The sequence below is a fragment of the Bradyrhizobium sp. URHC0002 genome (assembly GCF_054059515.1).
The window spans coordinates 4333041-4358721 of the sequence record NZ_JBSSCF010000001.1 but is presented as its reverse complement, the minus strand read 5'-3'; the positions used below and the strand labels follow the sequence as shown (position 1 = coordinate 4358721).

25 protein-coding genes, 1 pseudogene and 2 riboswitches are annotated in these 25681 nt (G+C 62.5%); of the genes and pseudogenes, 14 read left to right on the top strand and 12 right to left on the bottom strand.

The window, feature by feature from the left end; all coding sequences use genetic code 11:
* Positions 1 to 102 precede the first annotated feature (102 nt).
* The 4 genes from ACVWVY_RS21125 to ACVWVY_RS21110 all read left to right on the top strand — a co-directional run bounded on the left by ACVWVY_RS21125 (position 103) and on the right by ACVWVY_RS21110 (position 4494).
* The gene (locus ACVWVY_RS21125) at positions 103 to 1830 is read left to right on the top strand and encodes an alpha/beta hydrolase family protein (protein ID WP_456628200.1); all 1728 of its coding nucleotides are present in this window, start codon (positions 103 to 105) and stop codon (positions 1828 to 1830) included.
* Positions 1831 to 1973: 143 nt separating this feature from the next.
* Positions 1974 to 3191, top strand: a complete 1218-nt coding sequence (locus tag ACVWVY_RS21120) for an NADP-dependent isocitrate dehydrogenase (protein ID WP_456628199.1) — start codon at positions 1974 to 1976, stop codon at positions 3189 to 3191.
* Positions 3192 to 3377: 186 nt separating this feature from the next.
* Complete coding sequence (locus ACVWVY_RS21115; protein WP_456628198.1) at positions 3378 to 3884, top strand: DUF3455 domain-containing protein; 507 nt, start codon at positions 3378 to 3380, stop codon at positions 3882 to 3884.
* A gap of 103 nt (positions 3885 to 3987) precedes the next feature.
* Complete coding sequence (locus ACVWVY_RS21110; RefSeq protein WP_456628197.1) at positions 3988 to 4494, top strand: DUF3455 domain-containing protein; 507 nt, start codon at positions 3988 to 3990, stop codon at positions 4492 to 4494.
* A 72-nt stretch (positions 4495 to 4566) separates the two neighbouring features.
* Here the strand turns inward: ACVWVY_RS21110 and ACVWVY_RS21105 are convergent, their stop codons facing one another.
* Positions 4567 to 4890, bottom strand: a complete 324-nt coding sequence (locus ACVWVY_RS21105; RefSeq protein ID WP_456628196.1) for a septal ring lytic transglycosylase RlpA family protein — start codon at positions 4888 to 4890, stop codon at positions 4567 to 4569.
* A gap of 1068 nt (positions 4891 to 5958) precedes the next feature.
* Here ACVWVY_RS21105 and ACVWVY_RS21100 point away from each other — a divergent pair.
* Together ACVWVY_RS21100 and ACVWVY_RS21095 are read left to right on the top strand one after the other, a co-directional pair.
* Positions 5959 to 6795, top strand: coding sequence for a hypothetical protein (locus ACVWVY_RS21100; protein WP_456628195.1), 837 nt, complete (start codon positions 5959 to 5961; stop codon positions 6793 to 6795).
* Between the two features lie 59 nt (positions 6796 to 6854).
* A pseudogene (locus ACVWVY_RS21095) lies at positions 6855 to 7967 on the top strand (TAXI family TRAP transporter solute-binding subunit); the annotation flags it as partial.
* 539 nt (positions 7968 to 8506) lie between these two features.
* Here ACVWVY_RS21095 and ACVWVY_RS21090 read toward each other — a convergent pair.
* The 3 genes from ACVWVY_RS21090 to alaS form a co-directional block, all read right to left on the bottom strand.
* A complete protein-coding gene (locus ACVWVY_RS21090; RefSeq protein WP_456628194.1) occupies positions 8507 to 8641 on the bottom strand; it encodes a hypothetical protein in 135 nt (44 codons plus the stop codon).
* A gap of 73 nt (positions 8642 to 8714) precedes the next feature.
* Positions 8715 to 9398: a cysteine hydrolase family protein gene (locus ACVWVY_RS21085; RefSeq protein WP_456628193.1), complete on the bottom strand. Its 684-nt coding sequence runs from the start codon at positions 9396 to 9398 to the stop codon at positions 8715 to 8717.
* 166 nt (positions 9399 to 9564) lie between these two features.
* Positions 9565 to 12240 (bottom strand): alanine--tRNA ligase, encoded by a 2676-nt coding sequence (alaS, locus tag ACVWVY_RS21080; protein ID WP_456628192.1) that lies wholly within the window; start codon positions 12238 to 12240, stop codon positions 9565 to 9567.
* Positions 12241 to 12455: 215 nt separating this feature from the next.
* Positions 12456 to 12546, top strand: a riboswitch (glycine riboswitch).
* Positions 12547 to 12549: 3 nt separating this feature from the next.
* A riboswitch (glycine riboswitch) is annotated at positions 12550 to 12628 on the top strand.
* 55 nt (positions 12629 to 12683) lie between these two features.
* Between alaS and gcvT the strand changes: the two genes are divergently transcribed.
* The 3 genes from gcvT (at position 12684) to gcvP (ending at position 17245) form a co-directional block, all read left to right on the top strand.
* Complete coding sequence (gene gcvT / locus ACVWVY_RS21075) at positions 12684 to 13829, top strand: glycine cleavage system aminomethyltransferase GcvT (RefSeq protein ID WP_456628191.1); 1146 nt, start codon at positions 12684 to 12686, stop codon at positions 13827 to 13829.
* Between the two features lie 18 nt (positions 13830 to 13847).
* Positions 13848 to 14213: a glycine cleavage system protein GcvH gene (gcvH, locus tag ACVWVY_RS21070; protein ID WP_456628190.1), complete on the top strand. Its 366-nt coding sequence runs from the start codon at positions 13848 to 13850 to the stop codon at positions 14211 to 14213.
* A gap of 164 nt (positions 14214 to 14377) precedes the next feature.
* Complete coding sequence (gcvP, locus tag ACVWVY_RS21065; RefSeq protein ID WP_456628189.1) at positions 14378 to 17245, top strand: aminomethyl-transferring glycine dehydrogenase; 2868 nt, start codon at positions 14378 to 14380, stop codon at positions 17243 to 17245.
* Between the two features lie 110 nt (positions 17246 to 17355).
* Here the strand turns inward: gcvP and ACVWVY_RS21060 are convergent, their stop codons facing one another.
* From ACVWVY_RS21060 to ACVWVY_RS21050, 3 genes are all read right to left on the bottom strand, one after another.
* The gene (locus ACVWVY_RS21060) at positions 17356 to 18339 is read right to left on the bottom strand and encodes a hypothetical protein (RefSeq protein WP_456628188.1); all 984 of its coding nucleotides are present in this window, start codon (positions 18337 to 18339) and stop codon (positions 17356 to 17358) included.
* A gap of 118 nt (positions 18340 to 18457) precedes the next feature.
* Entirely contained in the window at positions 18458 to 19546 is a 1089-nt protein-coding gene (recA, locus tag ACVWVY_RS21055) for a recombinase RecA (protein WP_456628187.1), read from the bottom strand.
* A gap of 190 nt (positions 19547 to 19736) precedes the next feature.
* Entirely contained in the window at positions 19737 to 19922 is a 186-nt protein-coding gene (locus ACVWVY_RS21050; protein WP_456628186.1) for a hypothetical protein, read from the bottom strand.
* A gap of 335 nt (positions 19923 to 20257) precedes the next feature.
* Here ACVWVY_RS21050 and ACVWVY_RS21045 point away from each other — a divergent pair, with 335 nt between their 5' ends.
* From ACVWVY_RS21045 to ACVWVY_RS21035, 3 genes are all read left to right on the top strand, one after another.
* Complete coding sequence (locus ACVWVY_RS21045; protein ID WP_456628185.1) at positions 20258 to 20437, top strand: hypothetical protein; 180 nt, start codon at positions 20258 to 20260, stop codon at positions 20435 to 20437.
* Positions 20438 to 21562: 1125 nt separating this feature from the next.
* Entirely contained in the window at positions 21563 to 21742 is a 180-nt protein-coding gene (locus tag ACVWVY_RS21040) for a hypothetical protein (protein WP_456628184.1), read from the top strand.
* A gap of 210 nt (positions 21743 to 21952) precedes the next feature.
* The gene (locus ACVWVY_RS21035; RefSeq protein ID WP_456628183.1) at positions 21953 to 22204 is read left to right on the top strand and encodes a DUF6894 family protein; all 252 of its coding nucleotides are present in this window, start codon (positions 21953 to 21955) and stop codon (positions 22202 to 22204) included.
* A 99-nt stretch (positions 22205 to 22303) separates the two neighbouring features.
* On the opposite strand, the gene ACVWVY_RS21030 is transcribed toward ACVWVY_RS21035, so the two are convergent.
* From ACVWVY_RS21030 to ACVWVY_RS21020, 3 genes are all read right to left on the bottom strand, one after another.
* Entirely contained in the window at positions 22304 to 22639 is a 336-nt protein-coding gene (locus ACVWVY_RS21030; RefSeq protein WP_456628182.1) for a PilZ domain-containing protein, read from the bottom strand.
* Positions 22640 to 22746: 107 nt separating this feature from the next.
* On the bottom strand, positions 22747 to 22977 hold the full coding sequence (locus ACVWVY_RS21025) for a hypothetical protein (RefSeq protein WP_456628181.1): 231 nt from the start codon (positions 22975 to 22977) through the stop codon (positions 22747 to 22749).
* A gap of 202 nt (positions 22978 to 23179) precedes the next feature.
* Entirely contained in the window at positions 23180 to 23467 is a 288-nt protein-coding gene (locus ACVWVY_RS21020) for a hypothetical protein (RefSeq protein ID WP_456628180.1), read from the bottom strand.
* A gap of 234 nt (positions 23468 to 23701) precedes the next feature.
* On the opposite strand from ACVWVY_RS21020, the gene ACVWVY_RS21015 reads away from it, so the two are divergent.
* Both ACVWVY_RS21015 and ACVWVY_RS21010 read left to right on the top strand, forming a co-directional pair.
* Complete coding sequence (locus ACVWVY_RS21015) at positions 23702 to 24163, top strand: PaaI family thioesterase (RefSeq protein WP_456628179.1); 462 nt, start codon at positions 23702 to 23704, stop codon at positions 24161 to 24163.
* Positions 24164 to 24357: 194 nt separating this feature from the next.
* Positions 24358 to 24489: a hypothetical protein gene (locus tag ACVWVY_RS21010; protein ID WP_456628178.1), complete on the top strand. Its 132-nt coding sequence runs from the start codon at positions 24358 to 24360 to the stop codon at positions 24487 to 24489.
* A 325-nt stretch (positions 24490 to 24814) separates the two neighbouring features.
* Here the strand turns inward: ACVWVY_RS21010 and ACVWVY_RS21005 are convergent, their stop codons facing one another.
* Positions 24815 to 24976, bottom strand: a complete 162-nt coding sequence (locus ACVWVY_RS21005; RefSeq protein WP_456628177.1) for a DUF2934 domain-containing protein — start codon at positions 24974 to 24976, stop codon at positions 24815 to 24817.
* A gap of 356 nt (positions 24977 to 25332) precedes the next feature.
* Positions 25333 to 25626, bottom strand: a complete 294-nt coding sequence (locus ACVWVY_RS21000; protein WP_456628176.1) for an HdeA/HdeB family chaperone — start codon at positions 25624 to 25626, stop codon at positions 25333 to 25335.
* Positions 25627 to 25681 lie beyond the last annotated feature (55 nt).

The following is a 25681-nucleotide window of genomic DNA, read 5'->3' as shown; positions in this document are numbered from 1 at the left end:
CGCATTCGACTTTCGGATAGGCTAACAATCACAAACAAAGCGAAGCTGCAAACCAGCCCGAAAGCCGGTTCAACGGCGAGGGAATCTGAGAGGGAGGCGTCCATGCGCGGCAGGTGGTCGTTGGCGATTTTGGGCGTGGTCCTGATACTGGCGGGCGGCCTGCTCGCCCATTTCACCCAGACCGCAGGCGGCATCCGCATCCAGGACGTCCGCTTCACGGGCGCCAAGGGCAACACCATGAGCGGGTTGCTCTACATCCCTGCGAATGCCACGCCGCAGATCCCTGCCCCAGGCATCCTCGCGGTCCACGGCTACATCAATTCGCGCGAAACCCAGGACGGCTTTGCCATCGAGTTCGCCCGCCGCGGCTATGTGGTCCTTGCCCTCGACCAGACCGGCCATGGCTATAGCGACCCGCCCGCCTTCGCGAACGGGTTCGGCGGCCCGGACGGCCTCGCCTATCTGCGCAGCCTCGAATTCGTCGACAAGAACAATATCGGCCTCGAGGGCCATTCGATGGGCGGCTGGACCGTGTTGGCGGCCGCGACCGCTGCGCCCAACGACTACAAATCGATGGTGCTGGAGGGCTCGTCGACCGGCAAGCCGTTCGCGGCCGACGGCACCCCGACTTGGCCGCGAAACGTTGCGCTGGTGTTTGCCCAATATGAAGAGTTCTCGACCCTGATGTGGGGCGTTGACCTCGCCCGCGACGTCATCCAGAGCCCGAAACTGTGGGCCTTCTTCGGCACACAAGGCCCGGTGGAACCTGGCAAGGTTTATGGCGACATCGCGCAGGGAACGGCGCGCGTGCTCCATACCCCCGCCATCACCCATCCGGCCGAACACATCTCTCACGAGGCGATAGGCTATAGCCTCGACTGGTTCGCCAAAACCCTGCAGGGCGGCACGCCCCGCCCGGTCGATGACCAGATCTGGTTCCGCAAGGAGATCGGCACATTGATTGCGCTGATCGGTTTCGTGGCGCTGTTGATCGGGGCCTTCGATGGGCTGCTGGAGGCGCCGATGTATTCCCGCCTCCGGCTGCCCGAAATCGTCGACGGCACGATGCCGGAGCACACCGCTGCGAGCGGCCGGCGCTGGACCACGGCCTTCATCCTGTCGGCGTTCATTCCTGCGCTGACCTATTACCCGGCGTTTGCACTGGGCGGCACCTTCGTAACACCCTCCGCCTTCCTGCCGCAGGGCATCACCAACCAGATCCTGGTTTGGGCGATTATCAACGGCCTGATCACGCTCGCTTTGATGCGGTTCGCCCCCAAACGCGCCAGCCGGTCCGGCATCGTCGTGCAGTCGGTCGTGATCGCCGTCGCGTCGGTCGCGATCGGCTACGCCGCGTTATGGCTTGCCGACCTCGCCTTCAAGATCGACTTCCGGTTCTGGATCGTCGCCTTGAAGCTGATGAGCGCGAAGCAGTTTTTGATCTTCCTGATCTACCTCGTGCCGTTCACGGCGTTTTTCGTGATCGCGCTGCATGTCCTGCACCGCAATTTCTCGACCATGGCCGCGCCCCGGGCAGCGCTTTATTTGACCAATATCCTGGCCCTGACACTGGGCTTCATCGTGCTGGTGGGCGGGCAATACGCCATCCTCTGGCTCACCGGAAAGCTGTTCAACCCGCTGCCCGACCCCGGCTTCGTGCCGCTCTCGACCATCGTCGCCATCCAGTTCGTGCCGCTTCTGGCGATCTGCGCCGTGATTGCGACGTTTACCTGGCGGCGGACCGGCTCCAGCCTGCCTGGCGCGCTGATCTGCGGCCTGTTCGTGACCTGGTATGTGGTGGCGGGGACGGCGACCCAGGCGGCGTTCTGACCTTAAGGCGTTCTTACCTAAAAGATGGGCTGAAACTGCATAACGGCTTGGCTTCCGCCGGCCGGCCTGCAGTGCTATAGGCCGCGTATAATCACTCCACGCCGCCCAAACGTGCGGTTTTCCGAGAAAAGGCCCCCTCCGTCATGGCAAAAATCAAGGTGACCAACCCCGTCGTCGAACTCGATGGCGACGAGATGACCCGGATCATCTGGCAGTACATCAAGGACAAGCTGATCAACCCGTTCCTCGATATCAACCTGATGTATTTCGACCTCGGGATGGAATACCGCGACCAGACCAACGACCAGGTCACGATCGACGCCGCCAACGCCATCAAGAAGGTCGGCGTCGGCGTCAAATGCGCCACCATCACCCCCGACGAAGCGCGGGTGAAGGAGTTCGGGCTGAAGGAAATGTGGAAGTCGCCGAACGGCACCATCCGCAACATCCTCGGCGGCGTGATCTTCCGCGAGCCGATCATCTGCAAGAACGTGCCGCGGCTGGTGCCGGGCTGGACCAAGCCGATCATCATCGGCCGCCATGCCTATGGCGACCAGTATCGCGCCACCGACATCAAATTCCCCGGCAAGGGCACGCTGACGATGAAATTCGTCGGCGAGGACGGCACCGTGATCGAGCGCGAAGTGTTCAAGTCGCCCGGCTCAGGCGTCGCCATGAGCATGTACAATCTCGACGACTCGATCCGCGATTTCGCGCGGGCCTCGCTGACCTACGGACTGAGCCGCGGCTACCCGGTGTATCTGTCGACCAAGAACACCATCATGAAAGTCTATGACGGTCGCTTCAAGGACATCTTCGAGGAAGTCTACGAGAAGGACTTCAAGAAGGATTTCGAGGCCAAGCGACTGACCTACGAACATCGCCTGATCGACGACATGGTGGCCTCGGCCCTGAAGTGGTCCGGCGGTTACGTCTGGGCCTGCAAGAACTACGACGGCGACGTGCAGTCCGACACCGTGGCGCAGGGCTACGGTTCGCTCGGCCTGATGACCTCGGTGCTGCTGACGCCCGATGGCCAGGTGGTGGAAGCGGAAGCCGCCCACGGCACGGTGACGCGGCATTACCGCGAGCACCAGAAGGGCAAGGAAACCTCGACCAACTCGATCGCCTCGATCTTCGCCTGGACGCAAGGGCTCGCCCATCGCGCCAAGCTGGACAATAACGAGGAACTGGCGAAGTTTGCCAAGACGCTGGAGAAGGTCTGCGTCGATACCGTCGAGGCCGGCTTCATGACCAAGGACCTCGCGCTCCTGGTCGGCGCCGACCAGCGCTGGCTCTCCACCACCGGCTTCCTCGACAAGGTCGCGGAAAACCTGACCAAGGCGATGGCGCCGGCGTAAGCCGCCCCAACTCCTCAACATCATTGCCTGCGACAAACGCGAAGCGTTTGCGCAAGGGGGCAGAGCGACGAACAATCCATGTCTCAGCTTGGGGCACGATGGATTGTTCGGAGCCTGTCGTCGGGCGCGCATTCGCGCAACCCGTTGGGTCGCAGCGACAAAAAAAACCAACGACGGAGCATAACCGTGTCGTTCCCTAAGAACGCCGTACTCACTGCCATCATTCTCACCGGGTCGCTCGCCAGCGCGACTGCCCAGAAAGCACTTCCCGAGGCCATCGCAGCTCCGGGTGAAACCGCAATATTCACGCTGCATGCCGAAGGCGCGCAGGTCTACGAATGCAAGACCAGCGCCGACGGCGCACTCGCCTGGGCGTTTCGCGAGCCGATCGCAACGCTTTTTTCGGACGGCAAGACGGTTGGCCGGCATTATGCCGGACCGACCTGGGAGTACACCGACGGCAGCGCGGTGGTCGGCCAGGTCGCCGGTACGGCCCCAGGGCAGGTCGCAATGGACATTCCCTGGCTGAAGCTCACCGTAGCTTCCCGGCGCGGCAGCGGTGTTCTCGGTCCGGCGACGACAGTGCAACGGATCAACACGATGGGTGGAAAGCTCAATGGCGCTTGCTACAAGCCAGGCACCTATGAAAGCGTCCCCTACTCGGCCGATTACGTGTTCCTGCGCAAGGGCTGACACGACGCTGCCATCCCTGGGTTTCGGACAACCTCGTCAAGGCGATGGCATAATTGGCTGATAATGGTGTTGGTCTCTCGGGGCCAACACCATGGATTTTATGATGCCGATTGTCCGGAATGCCGCACTCGCTCTGCTTTTGTCGTCGGCGTCAGTTTTGAGCGCCTCCGCCCAGACGCCGCTTCCCGACGCCATCGCAGCGCCCGGCGAGACGATAGTGCTCACGCTGCACGCCGAAGGCGCACAAATTTACGAATGCAAGGCCGGCGCTGACGGCAAGCTGGCCTGGGCATTCCGCGAGCCGAGCGCGGCCTTGCTGCTCGATAGCAAGACCGTCGGCCGGCACTACACCGGACCGAACTGGGAACACATCGACTCCAGCGCGGTGGTCGGCAAGGCGGTCGGCAACGCGCCCGGCGCGACAGCAAACGATATTCCCTGGCTGAAGCTGACCGTGACGTCGGGGCGCGGCACCGGCATCCTCTCCGGCGTCACCACGGTGCAGCGGATCAACACGGCGGGTGGCAAACTCGAGGGCGACTGCGACAAGGCGGGCACCTATCGCAACGCGCCGTACTCCGCAGACTACGTGTTCCTGCGCAAGGGTTGAACGCTTTCTCCGTCACGGCCGGATGCCTGGCGCGAAGACACGCTTCGCGCCTTTGCGCGGGCATGTCGAGGTTCAGCGGAGGGAGACCGTTGTAATCCCGCCCATGCCAAGCACACGGGCGGCGCCAGTGGATAGGTCGATGCACCGTCCCTTCACGAACGGACCACGATCATTTATCCGCACGGTGACGCTTCGCCCCGTCGAATGCGAAGTGACTGTGACGTGAGAGCCGAATGGTCTGGCGCGATGTGCCGCGGTCATCGCGTTTGGATTCATCCGCTCGCCCGATGCGGTCCGGCCGCCACCATAGCCATAGTGAGAAGCGATACAGGTTTCGGCGAATGCCGGCGCAGACAAGCAGCTGATCGCCAACGCAACACAAATCGGGCGGATCATCGTCACCCTTTCAGGATCGAGGCCCCACTGCCAACTTTTCCTGTGCCGCTAAGTTCCTGCAAAAGAGTCAGAATAACGAAAGCGGCGCTGCATACCGCGCAACGGAATCATCTGAGCGCAGGAGAACAGTTCGTCTGACCGGGCGTGAGACCATCGTTCGATCGACCTCGAGAGAGCTCTGTCGGAAACCCGACAGCTCGCGGCGCTTCACGTTCTTCATTGAAAAATCAGGAAATTCGGTGGGCGGAGGTCGCGCTGAATAGTCCCCAGACGAAGCCGTGAGATATTTCCGACGCACCCGACCAGATGAGACGCCCGGACAATCGGCGTCCCTACCTCTTGGCCCCAAGATACGTCGTCCATACGGCGCTGGCTAAGGTCTGCGATGCTTTCCGAGCGCATGCCTTTTCCACTTCGGTCACGATCGACGACATACTGATTCTCGGCTGTGTTTGGCCACTCGCCGCGGCAACGTAATTAAGCCCCGTCCAGAAACCGTGAGTCCAGACAGTCCCCTCCAGGTGATGTTCTTCCGTAGACCGCCAGTGAGCGCAACTCATGCTCCCTATTCCGATCATCTCGACTGAAACCTTGGCGTCCTCCGCCGAAACCAGGCAGACCGAAGCGCCAAAGACGATCGACGCAAATAGAGATCGCTTCATCATCCAACGGGTCATCCTGTCACCTCTCGCCTGAATGCCAAAAGTCGGCTGTCGTGTAAGTCCAGCGATCGGGTTGTCTACGGGAATGCCGCTACCAGATGATGCGCAAGGTCCGCGGCACCATCGAGCGTTCGATCAGCGTGGATTTTCAATAGCATCACCACGAATTAGGCCGCAGCGTGACGAGTGAAAGTTGCGTCAGCCCATTCTGCTCCCACTTTCAGGCACGATGTGGAGCTTCGAAGGCACATGCCCGCGAGCGCGCCGCCGTCAGGCCGTTTGCTTAGGGAACGATGAACAGTCTGGAAGGTTATGTCCACGTGCCAGGTTTTCTGGCACCTCCGTGTGAAATGGACCGGCGCTTTAGCGCCGGGGGGCTCCCCTGCGTTGCGTGAGTGAGGGAAGCATGAGCGCCATGGAGCAGGCGACATATCAGCCGTCGCGGCGTTCGAATGCCCTGGCGTTCGACGAACCGCGAGGGGATTTGCAGCACGCGCCCTCCACGTCCGGGCCGTCAACGGATCCCCCTTCAGATGATCCCATTCCATTGTTTCTATCCGAACTCCGGCATGAGCATGCCCCGCAGGAACCTGCGCTGTTTGTGGCACGCCAACGGACAAGTATCCTGACGCGGGTTGTGGCTGGTGGACTGGCGGTTTTGGCGTTGGCGATCCTGGGCGCGGTACTTAATTCCGATGTCACGCGCGCCCTTTTCTATAACTCCGATGTCACGCGCTTCCTTATCGACAAAACAAAAACACCCATGGGTGGCGCGTCCAAGAATCAATCAGCGGATCAATCCGCGGATCGATCAGCGGATCAGCCAGCGACGCAGGCCGCCTCGAAAGAGCCGGCTGTGCGCCAGGTACTGCTGGAAGATCCGGCTCGCGCATCAGACCCAGTGCTGAAGCGTGAGGTCCCGGCCGCACGCGCAGGGAATGAAGCCGCCGCGCCGCCGAAGACGCTCGATGCCGAGACATTGGCAGCGCTGATGACACGCGCCAGGAGCATGCTGACGCGCGGCGACATCGCCGCGGCGCGACTGCTGCTCGAGCGCGCCGCCAGCGCACAGGACGCGACTGCGGCTTTCCTGCTGGCACAGACCTATGATCCGGCCGTGCTCGGCGTGCGCGATACGCGAAGCATCACACCCGACCCTGTGATGGCGCGCGACTGGTACCGCAAGGCCGCCAGCTTTGGCTCGGCACCCGCGCAACAGCGTCTCACTCAATTTCAGAACTGATCTCCACAAATTTGGAGGCTGCCGTGCGTCAGTACTTTGGAATATTTACAGCGATTTTCATGATGGCTAGCGGTGTTGCGGCCCATGCTGAACCGATCGACTATAACCCGGCCAAAGTCAGCGACAGCCTGAAGGCGATCTTCAAATTCGGCTCGGCCTCGACCAAGAAGGCGCTGAACGCCAACACGGTCACGCTGCTTACCGGTACGATCGGCGGCACCTATGTGCAGTTCGGTGCCGACCTTGCTTCCGTGCTCGACGACGACGGTAAGTTGCGCGTCCTGCCGATCGTCGGTCGAGGTTCGGTGCAGAGCGTCGCAGACATCCTTTTCCTGAAGGGCGTCGATCTCGGCATCGTGCGCGCCGACACGCTCGACTACCTCGAGAAGCAGGGCTTCGCCAACGGCATCAAGAAGCAGTTCACCTATGTGACCAAGCTCTACAATGAGGAGATGCAGGTCGTCGCACCAAAGACCATCAAGAGTCTGAACGATCTCGAAGGCAAGACGGTGAGCGTCGACCTGCCCAATGGCGGCACGTTTGTGACTGCGCTGACGGTTTTCGAGCGGCTCGGCATCAAGGCGAACTTCGTCTATATCGAGCAGCGGATCGCAATGGAAAAATTGAAGAAGGGCGACCTCGACGCCGTCATCGTGGTTGGCGGTAAGCCGTACCTGTCTGTCACCACCTTCAACAATGACGGACGCTTTCATCTCGCTGCGGTGGACTATTCGAAGGCCCTGCAAAGCGATTATTTGCCGGCGACGCTGACGTCAAAGGACTATCCGAACCTGATTCCCGAGGGGGAGACGGTGGACACGATCGCAGTGCCGTCGGTGCTTGCGGCGTTCAATTGGGCACCCAACACTGAACGCAGCCGCAAGCTTGCTCTATTTGTCGATGCCTTCTTCACGAAATTCGCCACTTTGCAGAACCCGCCCTTCCATCCCAAGTGGAAGGAGGTTTCCCTGGCGGCACCCCTCGCCGGCTGGGATCGCCTGCCGCTGGCGCAGCAATGGCTCGATAAAAATGGTGTCGAACCGGTAAAGCGACGCTTTGAGGTATTCCTGCAAGAGAACCCGGCCGCTGCCAACATCCAGTCAGAGGCCGACAAGGAAGCACTGTTCAAGCAATTTCATGCTTGGGAGGCAGCAAGGAACGCACAGGCAAAGGTTGACCCGCAGGCAGGATCCAGGAAGGTTCGAGACCGGGAAGAAGCCTCCGCAACGCAAGCTACCCCTCGTCGCCAGCCGCCTCGCCGATCGCAGTCTGCAAGGCGGACAATGGATACTTTGGCCAAGCAAGGCGCAGCGACCGAATGCGAGCACGGTGGCTACCGCGGCGACCCGGACGCCTGCAATCGAGCAAGCGAGGAAGGCTGGGGGAATTGGTTCTCCGGCCCTACTCCGTCCCCCGGCGTCACTCAAGGCATCTCAACTACCGATCGTCCGTCCAGCGGCTTTTCTGGGAGACAGTTTGACTTCAGATAATGGAAGCGCTCCGATCGCGAGCTGATGTCCGTCAGCGGGCGCCATGCGCAGGGCGGCCAAGTCCTTGGGGCGGCCGCCCAACTAGCATAATCAAAACGTCGTACGATGCGGCATTGCCCTCTGGGGCGACGCTCCCACTCATCAACCCATGGCGAAATCTGCCGCCGGGAAATCGCAACTCGCTACGCGCCTATGAATGCACGCGCCGGCCTGTCTGCCGTTCACGCGCCGCCCATCGCCTGCTCGATCGCCGACAGCGCCGCGTTGGCCTTGGCGCCGCCGGGCCCGCCCGCCTGCGCCATGTCGGACCGCCCGCCGCCGCCCTTGCCGCCGAGCGCTTCCGAGCCCTTGCGCACCAGTCCGCTATTGCTCCAACAGCGACCAAATTCCGCAACGCGCCGAAGCGACGCGATGTGCCGATAGCGGAAGTCAGGCTGCCGCGATCAGGTCCAGCACTGACTGCGTATCCCGCACGTCACAAAAAGTGTGCGCCATCGCGGACAGTGTCCCGGCATGTTCGGCATCGGTTAGGGCCGCACAGGCATCGGTGATGAAGAATACTTTGTAGTTCATCATCATCGCATCCCTGGCCGTGGAGTCGCAGCAGACCTGCGTCACGGTGCCGGAAATGATCAGCGTGTCGATGCCCCGTTCCTGCAGGCGTGCGTGCAAATCCGACGAGCCCGGCACGAAGGCACCGAAGCGACGCTTGTTGACGACCAAATCCTGCTTGCCCACATCCAGTTCCGGCCAGAGCGCGTGTCCGGGGTTGCCGGGCGTGAACGCCTCGATGAAGCGAGCACGACGTTCCGGCGTGAGGAAATGCTCAAAGTAAACCGACCATGTGCGGAGCGCCTCAGCATCTGCCGTGTGCCGCAAAAAGACTACAAGCCCACCTGCGGCCCGCAAGGCGGCACTAATCCGATTGACATTAGATACGATTGCACGGGCCACCGGCACTTCGGCCACTTGGCCGGCTGCCATGAAGCCGTTCTGCAGATCGACGACGATATGCGCCGTGCGGCGCGGGCTCAGACGGTCAAACACCGCGACTCCGCCACGGCGGAGGATAAGGCGCTCTTGCACTTCGTCCAGGATGCCCAACTGGTGCATGGTTCACCCCTCTGCTGATAATAGGGTCCGCTGCCCGAAGACTCTGGACAGAGCTTGTCAGGAGTCAACTTCCGCTTCGAGTCATTCGCGACCGACTCGAGCCAGCCGCTATTTCTGGCCATGTCCGCTATCCCCGAAAGCGGAAGTGACTTCAGGCTAGCGTTGCCTAAGCGCCGGCCATCGCCTGTTCGATCGCCGACAGCGCCGCGCTTGCCTTGGCACCATCGGGCCCGCCGGCCTGCGCCATGTCGGGCCGGCCGCCGCCGCCCTTGCCGCCGAGCGCTTCGGAGCCCTTGCGCACCAGTTCGACCGCGTTGAAGCGCGAGGTGAGATCGCTCGTTACGCCGACGACGATGCCGGCCTTGCCGTCCTCGGTAACGCCGACGATCGCGACGACCCCGGAGCCGATCTGTTTCTTGCCGTCGTCGACGAGACTCTTGAGATCCTTGGTCTCGACGCCCTCGACCGCCCGCGCCAGCAGCTTGACGCCGCCGGCTTCGCGGACGCCACCGGCCGCAGCCCCACCGTTGGTCGCGCCGCCGCCCATTGCGAGCTTCTTGCGCGCATCCGACAGATCGCGTTCGAGCTTCTTGTGCCCTTCCATCAGCGCTGCGATGCGCGCCGGCACGTCCTCGATCGACGTGCGCAACTCGGCTGCAGCCGTCCTGGCCAGCGCCATCGTATCATTGGCGTGCTTGCGCGCGTGACGGCCGGTCAGCGCCTCGATGCGCCGCACGCCGGAGGCCACCGCGCTTTCGCCGGTCACCGAAATCAGCCCGATATCGCCGGTGCGGCGCACGTGGGTACCGCCGCACAGTTCGACCGACCAGCCGAGGGCGTTGGTCCCTTGCGCGCGAGCCTGTTTGCCCATCGAGACCACGCGGACCTCGTCGCCGTATTTTTCGCCAAACAGCGCGCGCGCGCCGGCTTCGCGGGCGTCGTCGACCGCCATCAGCCGCGTCGTCACCTCGTCGTTTTCGAGCACCACTTCGTTGGCGATTTCCTCGACACGGGCGAGCTCTTCCGCCGTGATCGGCTTTGGGTGCACGAAGTCGAAGCGCAGCCGATCCGGCGCCACCAGCGAACCACGCTGGGCGATGTGGTCGCCGAGCACCTGGCGTAGCGCCTCATGCAACAGATGCGTCGCCGAGTGATGGGAGCGGATCGATGACCGGCGCGTGTGATCGACCTCGAGCTGCAGCGCGGTGCCGACTTTCAGCGTGCCCTGCTCCACCGTGCCAAGATGCACAAAGAGATCGCCCACCTTCTTCTGCGTGTCCGTGACGCGGAACTTGACGCCCTCGCCCGTCAGCAGGCCGGTGTCCCCGACCTGACCGCCGGACTCCGCATAGAACGGCGTCTGGTTCAGCACGATCGCACCGCTCTCACCGGTCTTCAGGCTATCGGCGTCCTTGCCGTCCTTCACCAGCGCGGTGACCACGCCTTCGGCGCTCTCGGTGTCGTAGCCAAGAAATTCGGTGGCGCCGAGCTTTTCGCGCAAGGGGAACCAGACGTTCTCGCCGGCCGTATCGCCGCTGCCCGACCACGACGCGCGCGCCTTGGCTTTCTGCTTTTCCATCGCATCGGTAAACGACGCCTGGTCGACGCTGATGCCGCGTGATTTGAGCGCGTCCTGCGTCAGATCGAGCGGGAAGCCATAGGTGTCGTACAACGTGAAGGCCGTGTCGCCGTCGAACATGTCGCCTTTTTTCAGGCCAGCGCTTTTTTCGTCGAGGATGGCAAGGCCGCGCGACAGTGTTTTCCGGAAGCGGGTTTCTTCCAGCCGCAGCGTTTCCTCGATCAGCTTCTCGGCGCGCACCAGATCCGGATAGGCCTGGCCCATCTCGCGCACCAGTGCCCAGACCAGGCGATGCATCAACGGCTCGCCGGCGCCGAGCAATTGCGCGTGACGCATCGCGCGGCGCATGATCCGGCGCAGCACATAGCCACGGCCTTCGTTCGACGGCAGCACGCCGTCAGCGACGAGGAAGGCCGAGGAACGCAGATGGTCCGCGATGACGCGGAACGATGCCACGGTCTGCTCCTGCGGTCCGTGCCCGAGCGCGGAAGCGGTGGCGTCGATCAGGTTACGGAAAAGATCGGTTTCGAATACGCTCTCAACGCCCTGCAGGATGCAGGCCATGCGCTCCAGCCCCAGGCCGGTGTCGATCGAGGGGCGCGGCAGCGGCTGGCGCTGCTCCTTCGTCACCTGCTCGAACTGCATGAAGACGAGGTTCCAGAATTCGAGGAAGCGATCGCCGTCCTCTTCCGGGCTGCCTGGAGGCCCACCCCAGATGTGCTCGCCGCGGTCGATGAAGATCTCCGAGCACGGGCCGCAGGGGCCTGTATCCCCCATCGCCCAGAAATTGTCCGAGGTCGCGATGCGGATGATGCGGTCGTCCGAAAAGCCGGCGATCTTCTTCCAGTGGCCCGCCGCCTCGTCGTCGTCGTGGTAGACGGTGACGAGCAGCTTGTCCTTCTTGAGCCCGAACTCCTTTGTGATCAGCTTCCAGGCAAGCTCGATCGCGCGCTCCTTGAAGTAATCGCCGAACGAGAAGTTGCCGAGCATCTCGAAGAAGGTGAGATGCCGCGCGGTGTAGCCGACATTGTCGAGGTCGTTATGCTTGCCGCCGGCGCGCACGCATTTCTGCGAGGTGGTGGCGCGCTGATAGGGCCGCTTTTCGACGCCGGTGAAGACGTTCTTGAACTGCACCATGCCGGCATTAGTAAACATCAGCGTCGGATCGTTGCGCGGCACGAGCGGCGACGACGGCACGATCTCGTGGCCGTTCTCCGCGAAGAAATCCAAGAATTTCGACCTGATCTCGTTGACGCCGCTCATGTTCATCCAATCGGAAGTGGGACCGGGTCAGGCTGCAGCCAGCCTTAATCTTCCGGCGGAACGCTTTTAGACAAGGCCGCCTGCGGTGTCCAGAAACTGTGCAGGCAGATCATAGGCTTGCCGCAGCACACAAGATGGGCGGCGCGCACATCCCGTTGATAATGCTGCGGCTGCGTTGACAGGCTTGGCAGGGCTGTGTTTCCCTCTTATCTGTAAGACGTCACGTCGGGAGAGATCGGCTTAAGCGCCGGCGCCGAAGGAGCAACCGCCCCGGAAACTCTCAGGCAAACGAACCGCGTGACGAAATAGCATCTGGAAAGTGACGCCGGGCAGCTTTGGCCCAGGGCGTCCGCCGACGGGATAATACTCTCAGGCACAGCGACAGATGGGGCTTTCTTTCGGGTTTTCGGGGGCTGGTCCCCGGAACCCCTGAGGGTCCCTGGATGCTGGCACGCGACGAATCTCCCTTAAAACGCACTCCGTTGCACGCGGTCCATGCGGCGCGCGGCGGCAAGATGGTTCCCTTCGCGGGCTATGAGATGCCGGTGCAATACCCGGCCGGCGTGCTCAAGGAACACCTGCACACACGAAGCGCCGCCGGCCTGTTCGACGTCTCCCACATGGGCCAGCTCGCGCTGCGTCCCAAATCCGGCCAGGTCGAGGATGCGGCGCTGGCGCTGGAGCGGCTGGTGCCGCAGGACATCGTGGCGGTTGCACCGGGACGGCAGCGCTACGCCCAGTTCACCAACGAAGACGGCGGCCTTCTCGACGATCTGATGGTGGCGAATTTCGGCGACCACTTGTTTCTGGTCGTCAACGCCGCCTGCAAGGCCGAGGACGAAGCGCATTTGCGCGCCCACCTCTCCGAGGCCTGCGTCATCGATTCGCTGGCCGACCGCGGCCTGATCGCGTTGCAGGGACCAAAAGCGGAAGCGGTGCTGGCGAAACTTTGTGCAGGCGCATCATCGATGCGGTTCATGGACACCGGGCCGCGCAAAGTGGCCGGCTTCGACTGCTTCGTCTCGCGCTCCGGTTATACCGGCGAGGACGGGTTTGAGATTTCGGTTCCGGCCGCACAGGCCGAGGCGTTGGTGACGGCGCTGCTGGATAATCCCGACGTGCTGCCGATCGGGTTGGGCGCACGCGACAGCCTGCGGCTGGAAGCCGGGCTCTGTCTCTATGGCCACGACATCGACACCGCGACGACGCCGGTCGAGGGTGCGCTGGAATGGTCGGTGCAGAAGAGCCGCCGCACCGGCGGCGCCCGCGCGGGCGGTTTCCCCGGCGCGGAGAAAATTCTCTCGCAGTTCGAGAAAGGCGTAGCGCGCCGCCGCGTTGGCTTGCGGCCCGAGGGCCGCGCGCCGGTCCGCGAAGGCGCGCTGCTGTTCGCAGACGCCACCTCAAGCGAGCCGATCGGCAAGGTCACCTCAGGCGGCTTCGGCCCGAGCCTCAATGCGCCGGTTGCGATGGGCTATTTGCCGACATCGCTGTCCGCCAACGGCACGCAGGTCTTTGCGGAAGTGCGCGGCCAGCGCTTAGCCGTGCAGGTCGCTGCCATGCCCTTCGTTCCCAACACCTATAAACGCTAAATCACCAGAGGACGTTTCATGACGACGCTGTTCACATCAGACCACGAATGGCTCCACATCGAAGGCGATGTCGCCACCATCGGGGTCACCGACTATGCGCAGTCGCAGCTCGGCGACGTCGTGTTCGTCGAACTGCCCAAGGTCGGCCGCGCCCTGAAAAAGGCCGAAGCCGCCGCCGTGGTCGAATCGGTCAAGGCCGCCTCCGACGTCTACGCGCCGATCTCCGGCGAGGTGGTCGAGGTCAACGAGGCGCTCGCCGCCGAGCCGGCGCTGGTGAATTCCGACGCCGGCGGCAAGGCCTGGTTCTTCAAGCTCAGAATCGCGGACAAAAGCGAACTCGGCGGCCTGATGGATGAGGCCGCCTACAAGGCACATACGGCGTGAGGCGATGAAGCGCTCTTTCACAACCCACTCCCTGTCATCGCCCGGCTTGACCGGGCGACCCAGTACGCCGCGGCCTGTCGGCTCTATCGCCGGCTTCCCGGCTTACTGGATCGTCCGCCTGCGCGGACGATGACACCGATTTTGCAAATTCTAGCGAGGCACCCATGAACGCGCCGCTGAAAACCGCCGCCGAAGCCGCCACCGATTTCGTGCGCCGGCATATCGGCCCCTCGCCCCGCGACATCCGTGCGATGCTGGAGCGCGTCGGCGCGAACAGCCTCGGCGAGTTGATGAGCCAGACGCTGCCGTCCTCGATCCGGCAAAAGACACCGCTCGATCTCGGCCGCGCGTTCAGCGAGACCGAGGCGCTGGCGCACATGCGCGAGCTCGCCGCGCAAAACGAAGTGTTCACCTCGCTGATCGGCCAAGGCTATTCCGGCACGATCCTGCCCGCGGTGATCCAGCGCAACATCCTGGAGAACCCGGCCTGGTACACGGCCTATACGCCGTATCAGCCGGAAATCAGCCAGGGCCGGCTGGAGGCGCTGTTCAATTTCCAGACCATGATCTGCGACCTCACCGGGCTCGACGTCGCCAACGCCTCGCTGCTCGATGAGGCGACGGCTGCCGCCGAGGCCATGGCGCTCGCCGAGCGCGCCGCGCAGGCGAAATCAAAATCATTCTTCGTCGACGCGGAAGTGCATCCGCAGACGCTCGCGGTGCTGCGCACCCGCGCCGAGCCGTTGGGTTGGCGCCTCGTCGTTGGCGATCCCCTCACCGATCTCGACAAGACCGAGGTGTTCGGCGGCCTCCTGCAATACCCGGGGACGTCAGGCGCCGTGCGCGATCTGCGGCCGGCAATCGCGGCGCTGCACGCCAAGGGGGCGCTGGCCGTCGTCGCCGCCGATCTCTTGGCGCTGACGCTGATCGCCTCGCCCGGCGAACTCGGCGCCGATATCGCCACCGGTTCGGCGCAGCGCTTTGGCGTGCCGATGGGCTATGGCGGTCCGCACGCGGCCTACATGTCGGTGCGCGATGCGCTGAAGCGCTCGCTGCCCGGCCGCATCGTCGGCCTGTCGGTGGATTCGCGAGGGCAGCCCGCCTATCGGCTGGCGCTGCAAACCCGCGAGCAGCACATCCGCCGCGAAAAGGCCACCTCCAACATCTGCACCGCGCAGGTGCTGCTGGCGGTGATCGCCTCGATGTACGCGGTCTATCACGGCCCGGAGGGGCTGACGCATATCGCGCGCTCGGTGCACCGGCGCGCCGTGGTGCTGGCGGCGGGGCTTGCAAAGCTCGGCTTTGCGCCGACGTCGCAGGCCTTCTTCGATACGATCACGGTTCAGGCCGGCGCGAAACAGAACGAAATCGTTGCCCGCGCGCTGGCCGAAAGGATCAATCTGCGGATCGATAACGGCACGTTGGGCATCGCCGTGGACGAGACCACGACGCCTGCCGTCGTCGAGGCGGTGTGGCGCGCGTTCGGCGGCAAGCTGTCCTATGCGGATGTCGAGGTCAGCGCGCGCGAAACGCTTCCCCTCGAACTAAAGCGCGACAGCGCCTTCCTCACCCATCCCGTCTTCCACGCGCACCGGTCCGAGACCGAGCTGTTGCGCTATATGCGCAAGCTTAGTGATCGCGATCTCGCGCTCGACCGCGCGATGATCCCGCTCGGCTCCTGCACCATGAAGCTGAACGCGACCACGGAAATGATCCCGCTGACCTGGCCCGAGTTCGGCAGCCTGCATCCGTTCGCCCCGCCCGAGCAGGTGCGCGGCTATCACGCGATGTTCAAGCGGCTGGAACAATGGCTGTGCGACATGACCGGCTATGACGCGGTCTCGCTGCAGCCGAATTCCGGCGCGCAGGGCGAATATGCCGGGCTGCTGGCGATCCGCGCCTATCATGCGGCGCGCGGCGAGCCGCATCGCAAGGTGTGCCTGATCCCCTCCTCCGCGCACGGCACCAACCCGGCCTCCGCACATATGGTCGGCATGGAGGTGGTGGTGACCGCCTGCGACATCAGGGGCGACGTCGACGTCGACGATCTCCGCGCCAAGGCCGAGAAGCATTCCAAAAACCTCGCCGCCGTGATGATCACCTATCCCTCGACGCATGGCGTGTTCGAGGAACACATCCGCGATATCTGCGACATCGTTCACAGCCATGGCGGACAGGTCTATCTCGACGGCGCCAACATGAACGCGCAGGTCGGCCTCTCGCGGCCCGGCGATTACGGCGCCGACGTCTCCCACCTCAACCTGCACAAGACGTTCTGCATCCCGCATGGCGGCGGCGGTCCCGGCATGGGCCCGATCGGCGTCAAGGCGCATCTCGAACCGTACTTGCCGGGCCATCCGGCAAGGGATGGCAGCGTGCCGGTCGGGCCGGTATCGGCGGCGCCGTTCGGCTCGGCCTCGATCCTGACCATCTCGTACATCTACATTTTGATGATGGGCGGCGAAGGGCTGACGCGCGCCACCGAAATCGCGATTCTGAACGCGAACTACATTGCGAACCGGCTCGATCCGCATTTCCCGGTGCTCTACCGAAATGCAAAAGGCCGCGTCGCCCATGAATGCATAGTCGATCCCCGTGCTTTAAAGGCGACCAGCGGCGTCACCGTCGACGATATTGCCAAGCGTCTGATCGACTACGGCTTCCATGCGCCGACCATGAGCTTCCCGGTGCCGGGCACGCTGATGATCGAGCCGACCGAATCCGAATCGAAGGCGGAACTCGATCGGTTTTGCGACGCCATGATCGCGATCCGCAACGAGATCGCCGAGATCGAGAAGGGCCGCTGGAAGGTTGAGGCCTCGCCGCTGCGCCATGCCCCGCACACCGTGCACGATATCGCCGACGATGCGTGGGCCCGCGCCTATAGCCGAGCCGAGGGTTGTTTCCCCGACGGCGTCTCGCGATCAGACAAATACTGGAGCCCGGTCGGCCGCGTCGACAACGTCTATGGCGACCGCAACTTGGTGTGCTCGTGCCCGCCGGTTACGGATTACGCGCAAGCGGCGGAGTGATGCTCTCGTAGGATGGTGGAGCGAAAGCGAAAGCGAAATCCATCGCAGTCGCCACCGCGGGCGCGGCACAATGATGGGTTTCGCTGCGCTCTACCCATCCTACGGTCGCGCTACGGCTTGACCAACGCCGGACTCCAGCGCCACAGATTATCGTTGGTCAGGTGCGTGCCACCCCACCAGCGGTCGATCGGGTTGTGCCGGCTGAAGTCTTCTTTGTGGGCGACAATGGCCTTGCCGAATTCGGTGAGCGACAGCCGGCTGCGCAGGTAGGCTGGGTGCCGGTCTCGCAAATTTTTGCGGTCGAGCGTACGCAGTTCCTCGTCGAGGCCCGCCACGGCCGGTTTGGGCCCGAACGCCAGCCCATCGAGCAGATAGCCATGTTGCCACTCGCCGAAGATGCGCGTTTGGCGCAGTTCGTAGAGATGGAAGAGCGCGCTTGTGGACGAATATCCCCGCGCGATCAGTTCCAGCATCCGCATTTCCGTGGCCCCAAGCCCTGTCGAAACTGACGGCAGTTCGTTGAGCAAAGCGATCAGCACGGGTTTCAGAAGCGGAAGGGCGCTCATGTCCCTGCCGAGCAGATCGAAGCAGGCCTCCGGCGTCGGCGCCCGATACGCCTGCCAGGCCGCGCTGGCCGTCTCAAATTCCTTTTCGGTGACATCGACGGCCGGCGGACGCCACCTGCCAAAGTTCTCAAGCGCGCTCATCTCCAGATCGACAAGACGCAACTTCAATTTCCCAGTAGTCTCAGGATAAGAGCGGAAATAATCGAGCAGCCAGATCAGTTTCAGCTGCGCGTCCGGCCGCACGTCGAACCATAGTTCGACGGTTTCGTATTGCTGGCAGAATTCGGCCAGGCTTCGATTGCGATGCTTTCTGCGTTTGCGTCGGTGGGGCTCCCAGTCCGACCAGTGTGAGGCTCCCCGCTCCCGCTTGTCATGGTCGGTGCGAGGGCCCAGGTGGTCTGCGAGTTGATCTGACGAAGGCTGCGGTCCCCACACAAATTCGAAAAGGGCCAAGTCTAGCACGAGGTCGGCGAGGCCATGCTCTATAAACTCCGGCGTCCACCGTCCAGTCAGGACCAGAGGCTTCACTGCACTCTCCGACGGTACCTACCCACAACAAAACGGGCGCTGAAGACGTCGGCAACTCAACGTCTACAACACCCGTCCGTCACGTTTCAGGCCTTAACCCCTGAAGCGTTTCTGAAACTTATTCCTCTGCCGGCTCCTCGCCGTCGGCGTCGCGCTCAGGGGAGCCTGCCAGAATCTGCTCGGCAATCAGGCCGGAGTTCTGGCGGATCGCCGTCTCGATCTTGGCGACCATGTCCGGATTGGCCTTGAGGAAGGCCTTTGAGTTCTCGCGTCCCTGTCCGAGCCGCTGGCTGTCATAGGAGAACCAGGCGCCGGATTTTTCGACGATGCCGGCCTTGACGCCGAGATCGAGAATTTCGCCCATCTTGGAGACGCCTTCGCCATACATGATGTCGAATTCGACCTGCTTGAACGGCGGCGCCAGCTTGTTCTTCACCACCTTGACGCGGGTCTGGTTGCCGACCACTTCGTCGCGTTCCTTGATCGCGCCGATGCGGCGGATGTCGAGGCGGACGGAGGCGTAAAATTTCAGCGCGTTGCCGCCGGTGGTGGTTTCCGGCGAGCCATACATCACCCCGATCTTCATGCGGATCTGGTTGATGAAGATCACCATGGTGTTGGACTTGTTGATCGAGGCGGTGAGCTTGCGCAGCGCCTGGCTCATCAGCCGCGCCTGCAGGCCGGGCAGCGCATCGCCCATCTCGCCCTCGAGTTCGGCCTTCGGCACCAACGCTGCAACGGAGTCGACCACCAGCACGTCGACCGCACCGGAGCGTACCAGCGTATCGCAGATTTCCAGCGCCTGCTCGCCGGTGTCGGGCTGCGAGATCAGGAGTTCATCGATATTGACGCCGAGCTTGCGCGCATAGACCGGATCGAGCGCGTGTTCGGCGTCGATGAAGGCGCAGATGCCGCCCTTCTTCTGTCCCTCCGCCACCGTGTGCAGCGCCAGCGTGGTTTTCCCTGAGGATTCCGGTCCATAGATTTCGACCACGCGTCCCTTCGGCAGGCCGCCGACGCCCAGCGCAATGTCGAGCCCGAGCGAGCCCGAAGAGATCGTCTCGACGTCCATCGAGCGGTCGTTCTTGCCCAGCTTCATCACGGAGCCCTTGCCGAACTGGCGCTCGATCTGGGAGAGCGCGGCGGACAGGGCCTTGGTCTTATCCATGGAGGATCCTTCGACGATACGCAGGGCAGTGGCGGACATAGTACGTGCTCCTTATGGCGGGGATTCGCGAGCGGGACAAACGGGCGGTGGCAGGTTCGAGATTCGACGGCGCATAGGAATTTCGTACCACGTTTGTTCTATGTTCGCAATATGTTCTTTTTCTGTGAGCGGCGCTGGCCTCTTTCAACCCCTGGTGGCCCGGTTTGATTTGGCGGTGGCCTGGTTTGCCCTAGCGATGTTCAAGTTGATCGCCATTGAAGATGTGCAACATGCCGGAGAAGGCAGGGTGGTCTGCCTCCACGACATACCGAACGGCCCCGGCCCCGTTTGAAAAAACCGACACGATGAAGCCCGGATATTCGTAACCTGAGCGCTTCTTTACCCGGTCGCCTACTTTGAACGGTACGTCTGTCATTTTATCCCCTGCAGGCCGCCTCAGTTGGCGGCCTCCGGCATATCCTTTTCAAATGCCCACGGCTGGCACGAAGGTACAGCGTTGTCTCCCGGAGATCCCACCAGAGGATGAGGCCGATTCTTATGTGTCCGTCGTCCCCGGCTTCATTTCATCCACAGGGAAACCGGAAAACGCCTCGGCGAGGACTGACACCGCAACCGGCAGGTGCCTGCCCGGACGCAGGGCAGCACTTTAAGTTCACTTTTGTACTTTTCCCCCGGAACGGATTGCGCCGCAGTGCGTAATCGCATCGGGCGCGGCGGGTAGTAACGGGTAGAGTAGCGGGGAACCAAATTGTGCCGGGCAAGAAATATCTATCGGAACAAGCAGCAACCTTTCTGAAGTTTGCAATGGCCACCGCCGATCCGGACGTCGCCGCGGGCTTTCTCGAAAAGGCCGCCGACCTTTCGGCCAGGAGTGCAGAGGCGCCGGATGCCAGCCCCCGGCCGCCTGATGTGGAGCAGCTGGAAAGCTAGCTCTCGCGATGAGGCCGCCGACCGGCGGCCTCATCGTTTCTCGGTCCACCGCAGATCGACACCGGGTGACATCGCCTACAATTTTAGGCGTGCTTGCTGTTTCGCCTGAACCGTCCGTCAAGACGCGCGCGCTATGCATTACGACATGCACACACAGGTTGCCTTCACTTCCGAACCGATCCTGCCGATGCTTCAGCAGCATGGCGCCGATCTCCTCACATGGCTGTTGAGTCTCAGCCGCGCGCCGGAGCCCTCGCGGGTGCCGCAGCCGGTCCGGCCCGATGCGCCGTCGAGGCCCCATATGCCGCCGCGGCAGCCTTATCCAACGCGCCAGGAATAGGCGGCGGCAATCGACCGGCTGCCTTTTCGGGCCATGGCGGCAATCGCAACCCGCTGCAACCGGCTGCGCGAGCCAAACGACCCCGCCGCATGGGGCTATGCAGCGAGGTCGCCGATGACGGGGAAAATCTGGAGGACCACCCCGCCCTCGCGACCAGATACGTCTGCCGCAAGTCCCCGTTTCAGCGTGCAAATTGCCCAAATTGGTCTCGGGCGGCGTTGAACCTTTTTCGTTCGGGCCAGACAAAATCTTGCCTGGGACATTGCATCACTCGGGGAATAGGCCTGCGCCGCCAAGCGACCATACTCCGCTTGCGCGGCGCAGTGCATTTCAGCATGGACGGAAGCGAGGCCGGCGCGGGAATTCGGCCGCGCCCGCGGGGTTGAAACACTCAGCACTCCCGTGCGTATGCGCGGCGAAGGTGTTTGTCAGGATGAATCATGGAACTTTGCGGTTCCACTCCCGTTCTTGCGGAGGAATGCGGGAGATTCCATGAAATCACAAAGGCGTAGAATATACGCTGACGAGGTCGGAAACCCCGGGATTCTGGCTGTCAGATCGGGAAAGTTCGAGGCACGACTTGCCCCGTTGGCCATGCGCAGCGCGCCAGCTGACGTCCTGATTGGGGTCCGCCTGATTGGGGTCCGCGCAGGTACTCCGGCCTCGCTCCCTCGCAGGCGTCCAGACGCTGATCAAATCTTATAGTAGTTGCATTTATTATTTGTTACAATTTTAGGTGTCAGGCCTGGATTTGAGGCGGTCGGGGCCGTGGCGGGATTTTTTATATGACCTACAAGGGCGTTGAATTCACCGTGACGGCGGTCGCTCCGGGCATTTGGAAATGGCAATTCCACATGGGCGACAGGGTCGTCGCGGGCAAGACCGAAGCCAAGCTCAATCTGCTTGCCATCCGGCGGGTCCAGCTTCGGATCGATCGGGAGCTAAAAAAAGCTGAACGGGAATAACGCGCTCGCCGGCCCCTCTTGCCGATCGCCCGCCAAATAAAATGTCACGCAATTACAACTAGTTAAGTCAGAATGATAATCTGAATCATATGACCGTCAACGTGCTTAGGCCCGTAAAAATACGGGGTTGATCTTTCCGCGCGCCAGGAATCCACTCCACCCGCTCTTGCGCCATAGGCCAACGGCGGCCCTTCCATTTGGTCAGTTGCCATGCCGATCTTCTTCTTCAGCGTTCGACATGGCGAGGACGCATGCGTCAACAACGACGGCGCGGAGTTTGCCGATCACAACGCCGCCTGGAAGGAAATGACCGGCGTCTGCGGGGACATGATCGCAGACATTTCCCGAAGACTTTCCGAAAACGCCGAGTGGCGGATGGAATTGCTGGATGAATCCAGGAAGCCGGTATTCCGGATTCGCCTGGTTGCGGAAACGCTGCAGGACACCGATCATGAGCGTTAGAGCACACTCTCCGCGCAAACGCGTCCGCGTTTGGGCAGAGATTATGCTCGAACAACAAGATGACCGCCGAGCGTGATTCAACTCAGTTGAAGGATGCTCCTAGGCGTGCGCCTTTTTGGAATCGGCATCGGGTGCACCGGCCGGGGCAGCGCCCTTCCGCAACTCCCGGGCGGAGATGAATCGGACGCCGACCATCTCACCCCTGCGCCAGATCAACGTGCATACCCGAAGCACCTCGCCACCCGCCGTCAGCGAAAGGCCGAACATTTTGGGAACAGCGAGGTCGCCCACGTCGAGGCAGGCGCCGTTCTCGGAAATGTCGAGGATGTAGCACTGAATCCACGGCGCATCCGGCGCCGGAATCAGGAATCCCGGCTTGCGCAAGTCGACCCGAACGAATTTGCGGGCACCTAGGTCTTTGCGGTCTCTCGCCATGATTTCTCCTGCGCGGGGAAACCCTAGGTGGAATACCTGAATACCCGGTTATCGGAATTCGGCAAAAATCGAGGTGTTGATACAATTCTGATGTTCAGGGATGTTGCCTAATCCGCGCTGGCAAGCCGGCGCATCGTGAATTCGATGTCGCCATCGGGAAGCTCGCGCCAGCTTTCGACCGAGCTCATATAGGCCGCCTTGGGATAGCGGTTGAGAAAGTCGCGCGCCCTCGCCCTGGCCTTGTCGCGCGACAGCGTGAAGGTCTCGCGCAGATAACCATCGTCCGGCTTGCGCCGGCCGGCCATCCGGCTCGCGAGATCACGCGGACGAAAGACCATGTCGTAACTCCAGACAGTATGACGACAGGTCAAATATAGGGGTGGCGGTGAACGAATCCTACCCGCGGCTTTCGCCAGAGCGTTCTCCAGCGAAAGCTGGCCCCGGACTTGATCCCCGTGAGGACCGGTTCGCGTCCCGAAAAACGCGTCAAATCAAAAATCGAGAGTTCCGTTCCGATTCCATCGGAACGGGGCTCTCGGATTACTGGCTGCTGCTGCCGGTCTTGCTCTTCTTGGCAGGCGCCGCTGCGGCCTTCGCTGAGTTCTTGGGCGCATCGGTGCTGCGCACGGTGCCCCAGGGATCGGAAGAGGTCTTGGCGTCGGGAATCTTCCTCAAGGAATCCTTATAGGCTCTATCCTTGATCGCATCCTGCTCCTTCTCCTCCGGCGATTTGGTCGGGAGCTCCGGCATCAGGTTGACGTTGGGGCTCTGCGCGTAGGCCGGCGCCATCAACAACAACACCACTGCGGCCGCACTCAGCATTCTCATAACGCTCTCCTTTGGGACGCCGACTTTGCGTTTCCGGGAAGGATACCACCGCCTCGACCGCCCCGCCAAGCATGCGGGCTGTAGCCTTTGGTCGGCGCGCCGGACGCGTCCGCAAAGCGCGGCCCGACTCGCGGGATTTCGTGCCCTATTTGTGGCCCACCGCTGCTGTTCCCTTCGCCGCAATGACCCTTACAATACGACCGGCAACACAATCAGGCGGAGAAATGGGCGTTCATGCAACAACAGCCACCAGAAACAGAATTCGGCATCGCGGAAGCCAGGCGCGTGCTTGGCGAGGTATTTGCGCCGTGGGTGATCGATCTCAATCTCTCGATCGAGCGCTTTGACGTTGCCCCATCAGGCGATGCCGCCGACTGGCAACCCGGCGCGATCCTGCGCCTGCCGTTTTCGGAGCGGTTGTGCCGCAAAGGCGGCACGGTCTCGGGCCAGGCGCTGCTGGCCTTTGCCGACACCGCGATGGTGATCGCCAACTTTGCCGCCAACCGCGGCTATCGCGCCATGACGACGGTCGACCAGACCATGCATTTCATGCGCGCGGTTTCGGCTTCCGACGTGCTGGCCGATGCCCGCGTGGTCCGCCTCGGACGCACCATGAGTTTCGGCCGCGTCACCCTTCTTTCCGCCACCGACAACAAGCCGGTGGCGATGGTCTCGAGCGCGTTCGCGATGTTGTAGTGGGATTGTAGGGTCGGCAAAGCAGCGTTAGCGACGTGCCCACCATCTATCACCGAACGCGCTTCGAAATGGTGGGCACGCTTCGCTTTGCCACCCTACAACCCGCGGCCAATAGCCCGCCCCCGTAGTTCTCTGGTCTTGCGGGAACATGATTCCTCTGGCGTCCTGACGTTGAAATCTGTCGGGAGCGAACCATGGTCCAAACTGTTCTCGTGATGGCGACCATCGCCGTCATCGCTTGCGCCGCGGTGATCGCGATCCACGAACTCCTCGTCCGTGCGCGCCACCCGCAGGCCGGTCGCCCGCCGCGACGTAGGGCGTTTTGAGAAGCGAGCGTACTTTGGGCTGGTGATTATCGCTGTTTCGGATCGCCCGGCGGATCACCGCCCCGATCTTTTCGGCTGACGTGTTGAGCCCGCGCCTTGTCCGCTGGCTGTTCCTGTCCCCTCTCGTCGCGAACGATGCCCTGCTGCGTTGAGCTTTGGTCCTCTGGCTTCGGCATGCCGGCCTGACCGCCATGCTTGCCCCCCATGTCCCGTTGACCTTCCAAATCGTTTGCTCTTGCCATTTGAGAACTCCGGTTGGCCGCAGATCTTGGAGTTGGTGAACGTCCGGCAATGTGCAGGGATCGCCGTTGATCGTTCGACTGCGCTACAGCGTATCAGGGGTGCGTGTCGGCGAGCCTTTGTCCTCGTAGCGCAGCTCCTGTTCAGCCAGATGCCAAAACTTGGCTTCTTGATCTGCGGGCCGACCCGCCTGCTCCCAAAGCTGATACGCTCGCGCGTCGATTTCCTGTTTGCTGGGTTCAGCCACCACGTTTTCTCCGAGTTGGAGCACGGCCCACCTTCGGGTGTGTTGGGGCTTACCCGGCGCGACGTGCCAGACCAGGTTGGAGACCGGCCTTTCGGATTCAAGTCCACATCAAGCCGTTGGTTCCTCGCCGAGACCCCACAAGACAACTGCCCGGCAAGACAAAGGCCAGGCGGGCGTTACACCGCATGGCCTTTGCCGGGACTGTCCCGCTCCTCGCTAGGATTCCGTCTCCGGTAACAGAACCGCGAACCGGCCGAAATGTTCCGGCCGACGCGGGAGCCGCACGGCGGGTTACGCGGGGTTTATCATCGGGCGCGCATATGTGCGACCCGTTGGCTAACCCGCCCTACCGAGCCTCACTTGCCGAGAACGGACTCCGCGGCGTTGACGATGCTCATGGTCGGATTCTTCCCGCAGTAGGTGCCGAACTTCTTGGCGTTTTCCACGAACACGTCGGTGTCGATGATCGCCTCGTCGGAATCGCCCTTGTACCAGCCGTCCATCCAGGTCAGCACCATCTTGATCGTGTCGTCGCCGCCCTCGACGAACTGCTTGCACGTCATGGTCGAGAGATCGAGAACGACGGCGTGCGCCGGCGCGGATGACAGTGCAAGCGTTGCGGCAAACAGGATCGAGGCGGTCGTCTTCATGATGAGCTCCATTGGCGTCTGAGGCAGACGGGCTTGCGTGTGATGCATGTGATTT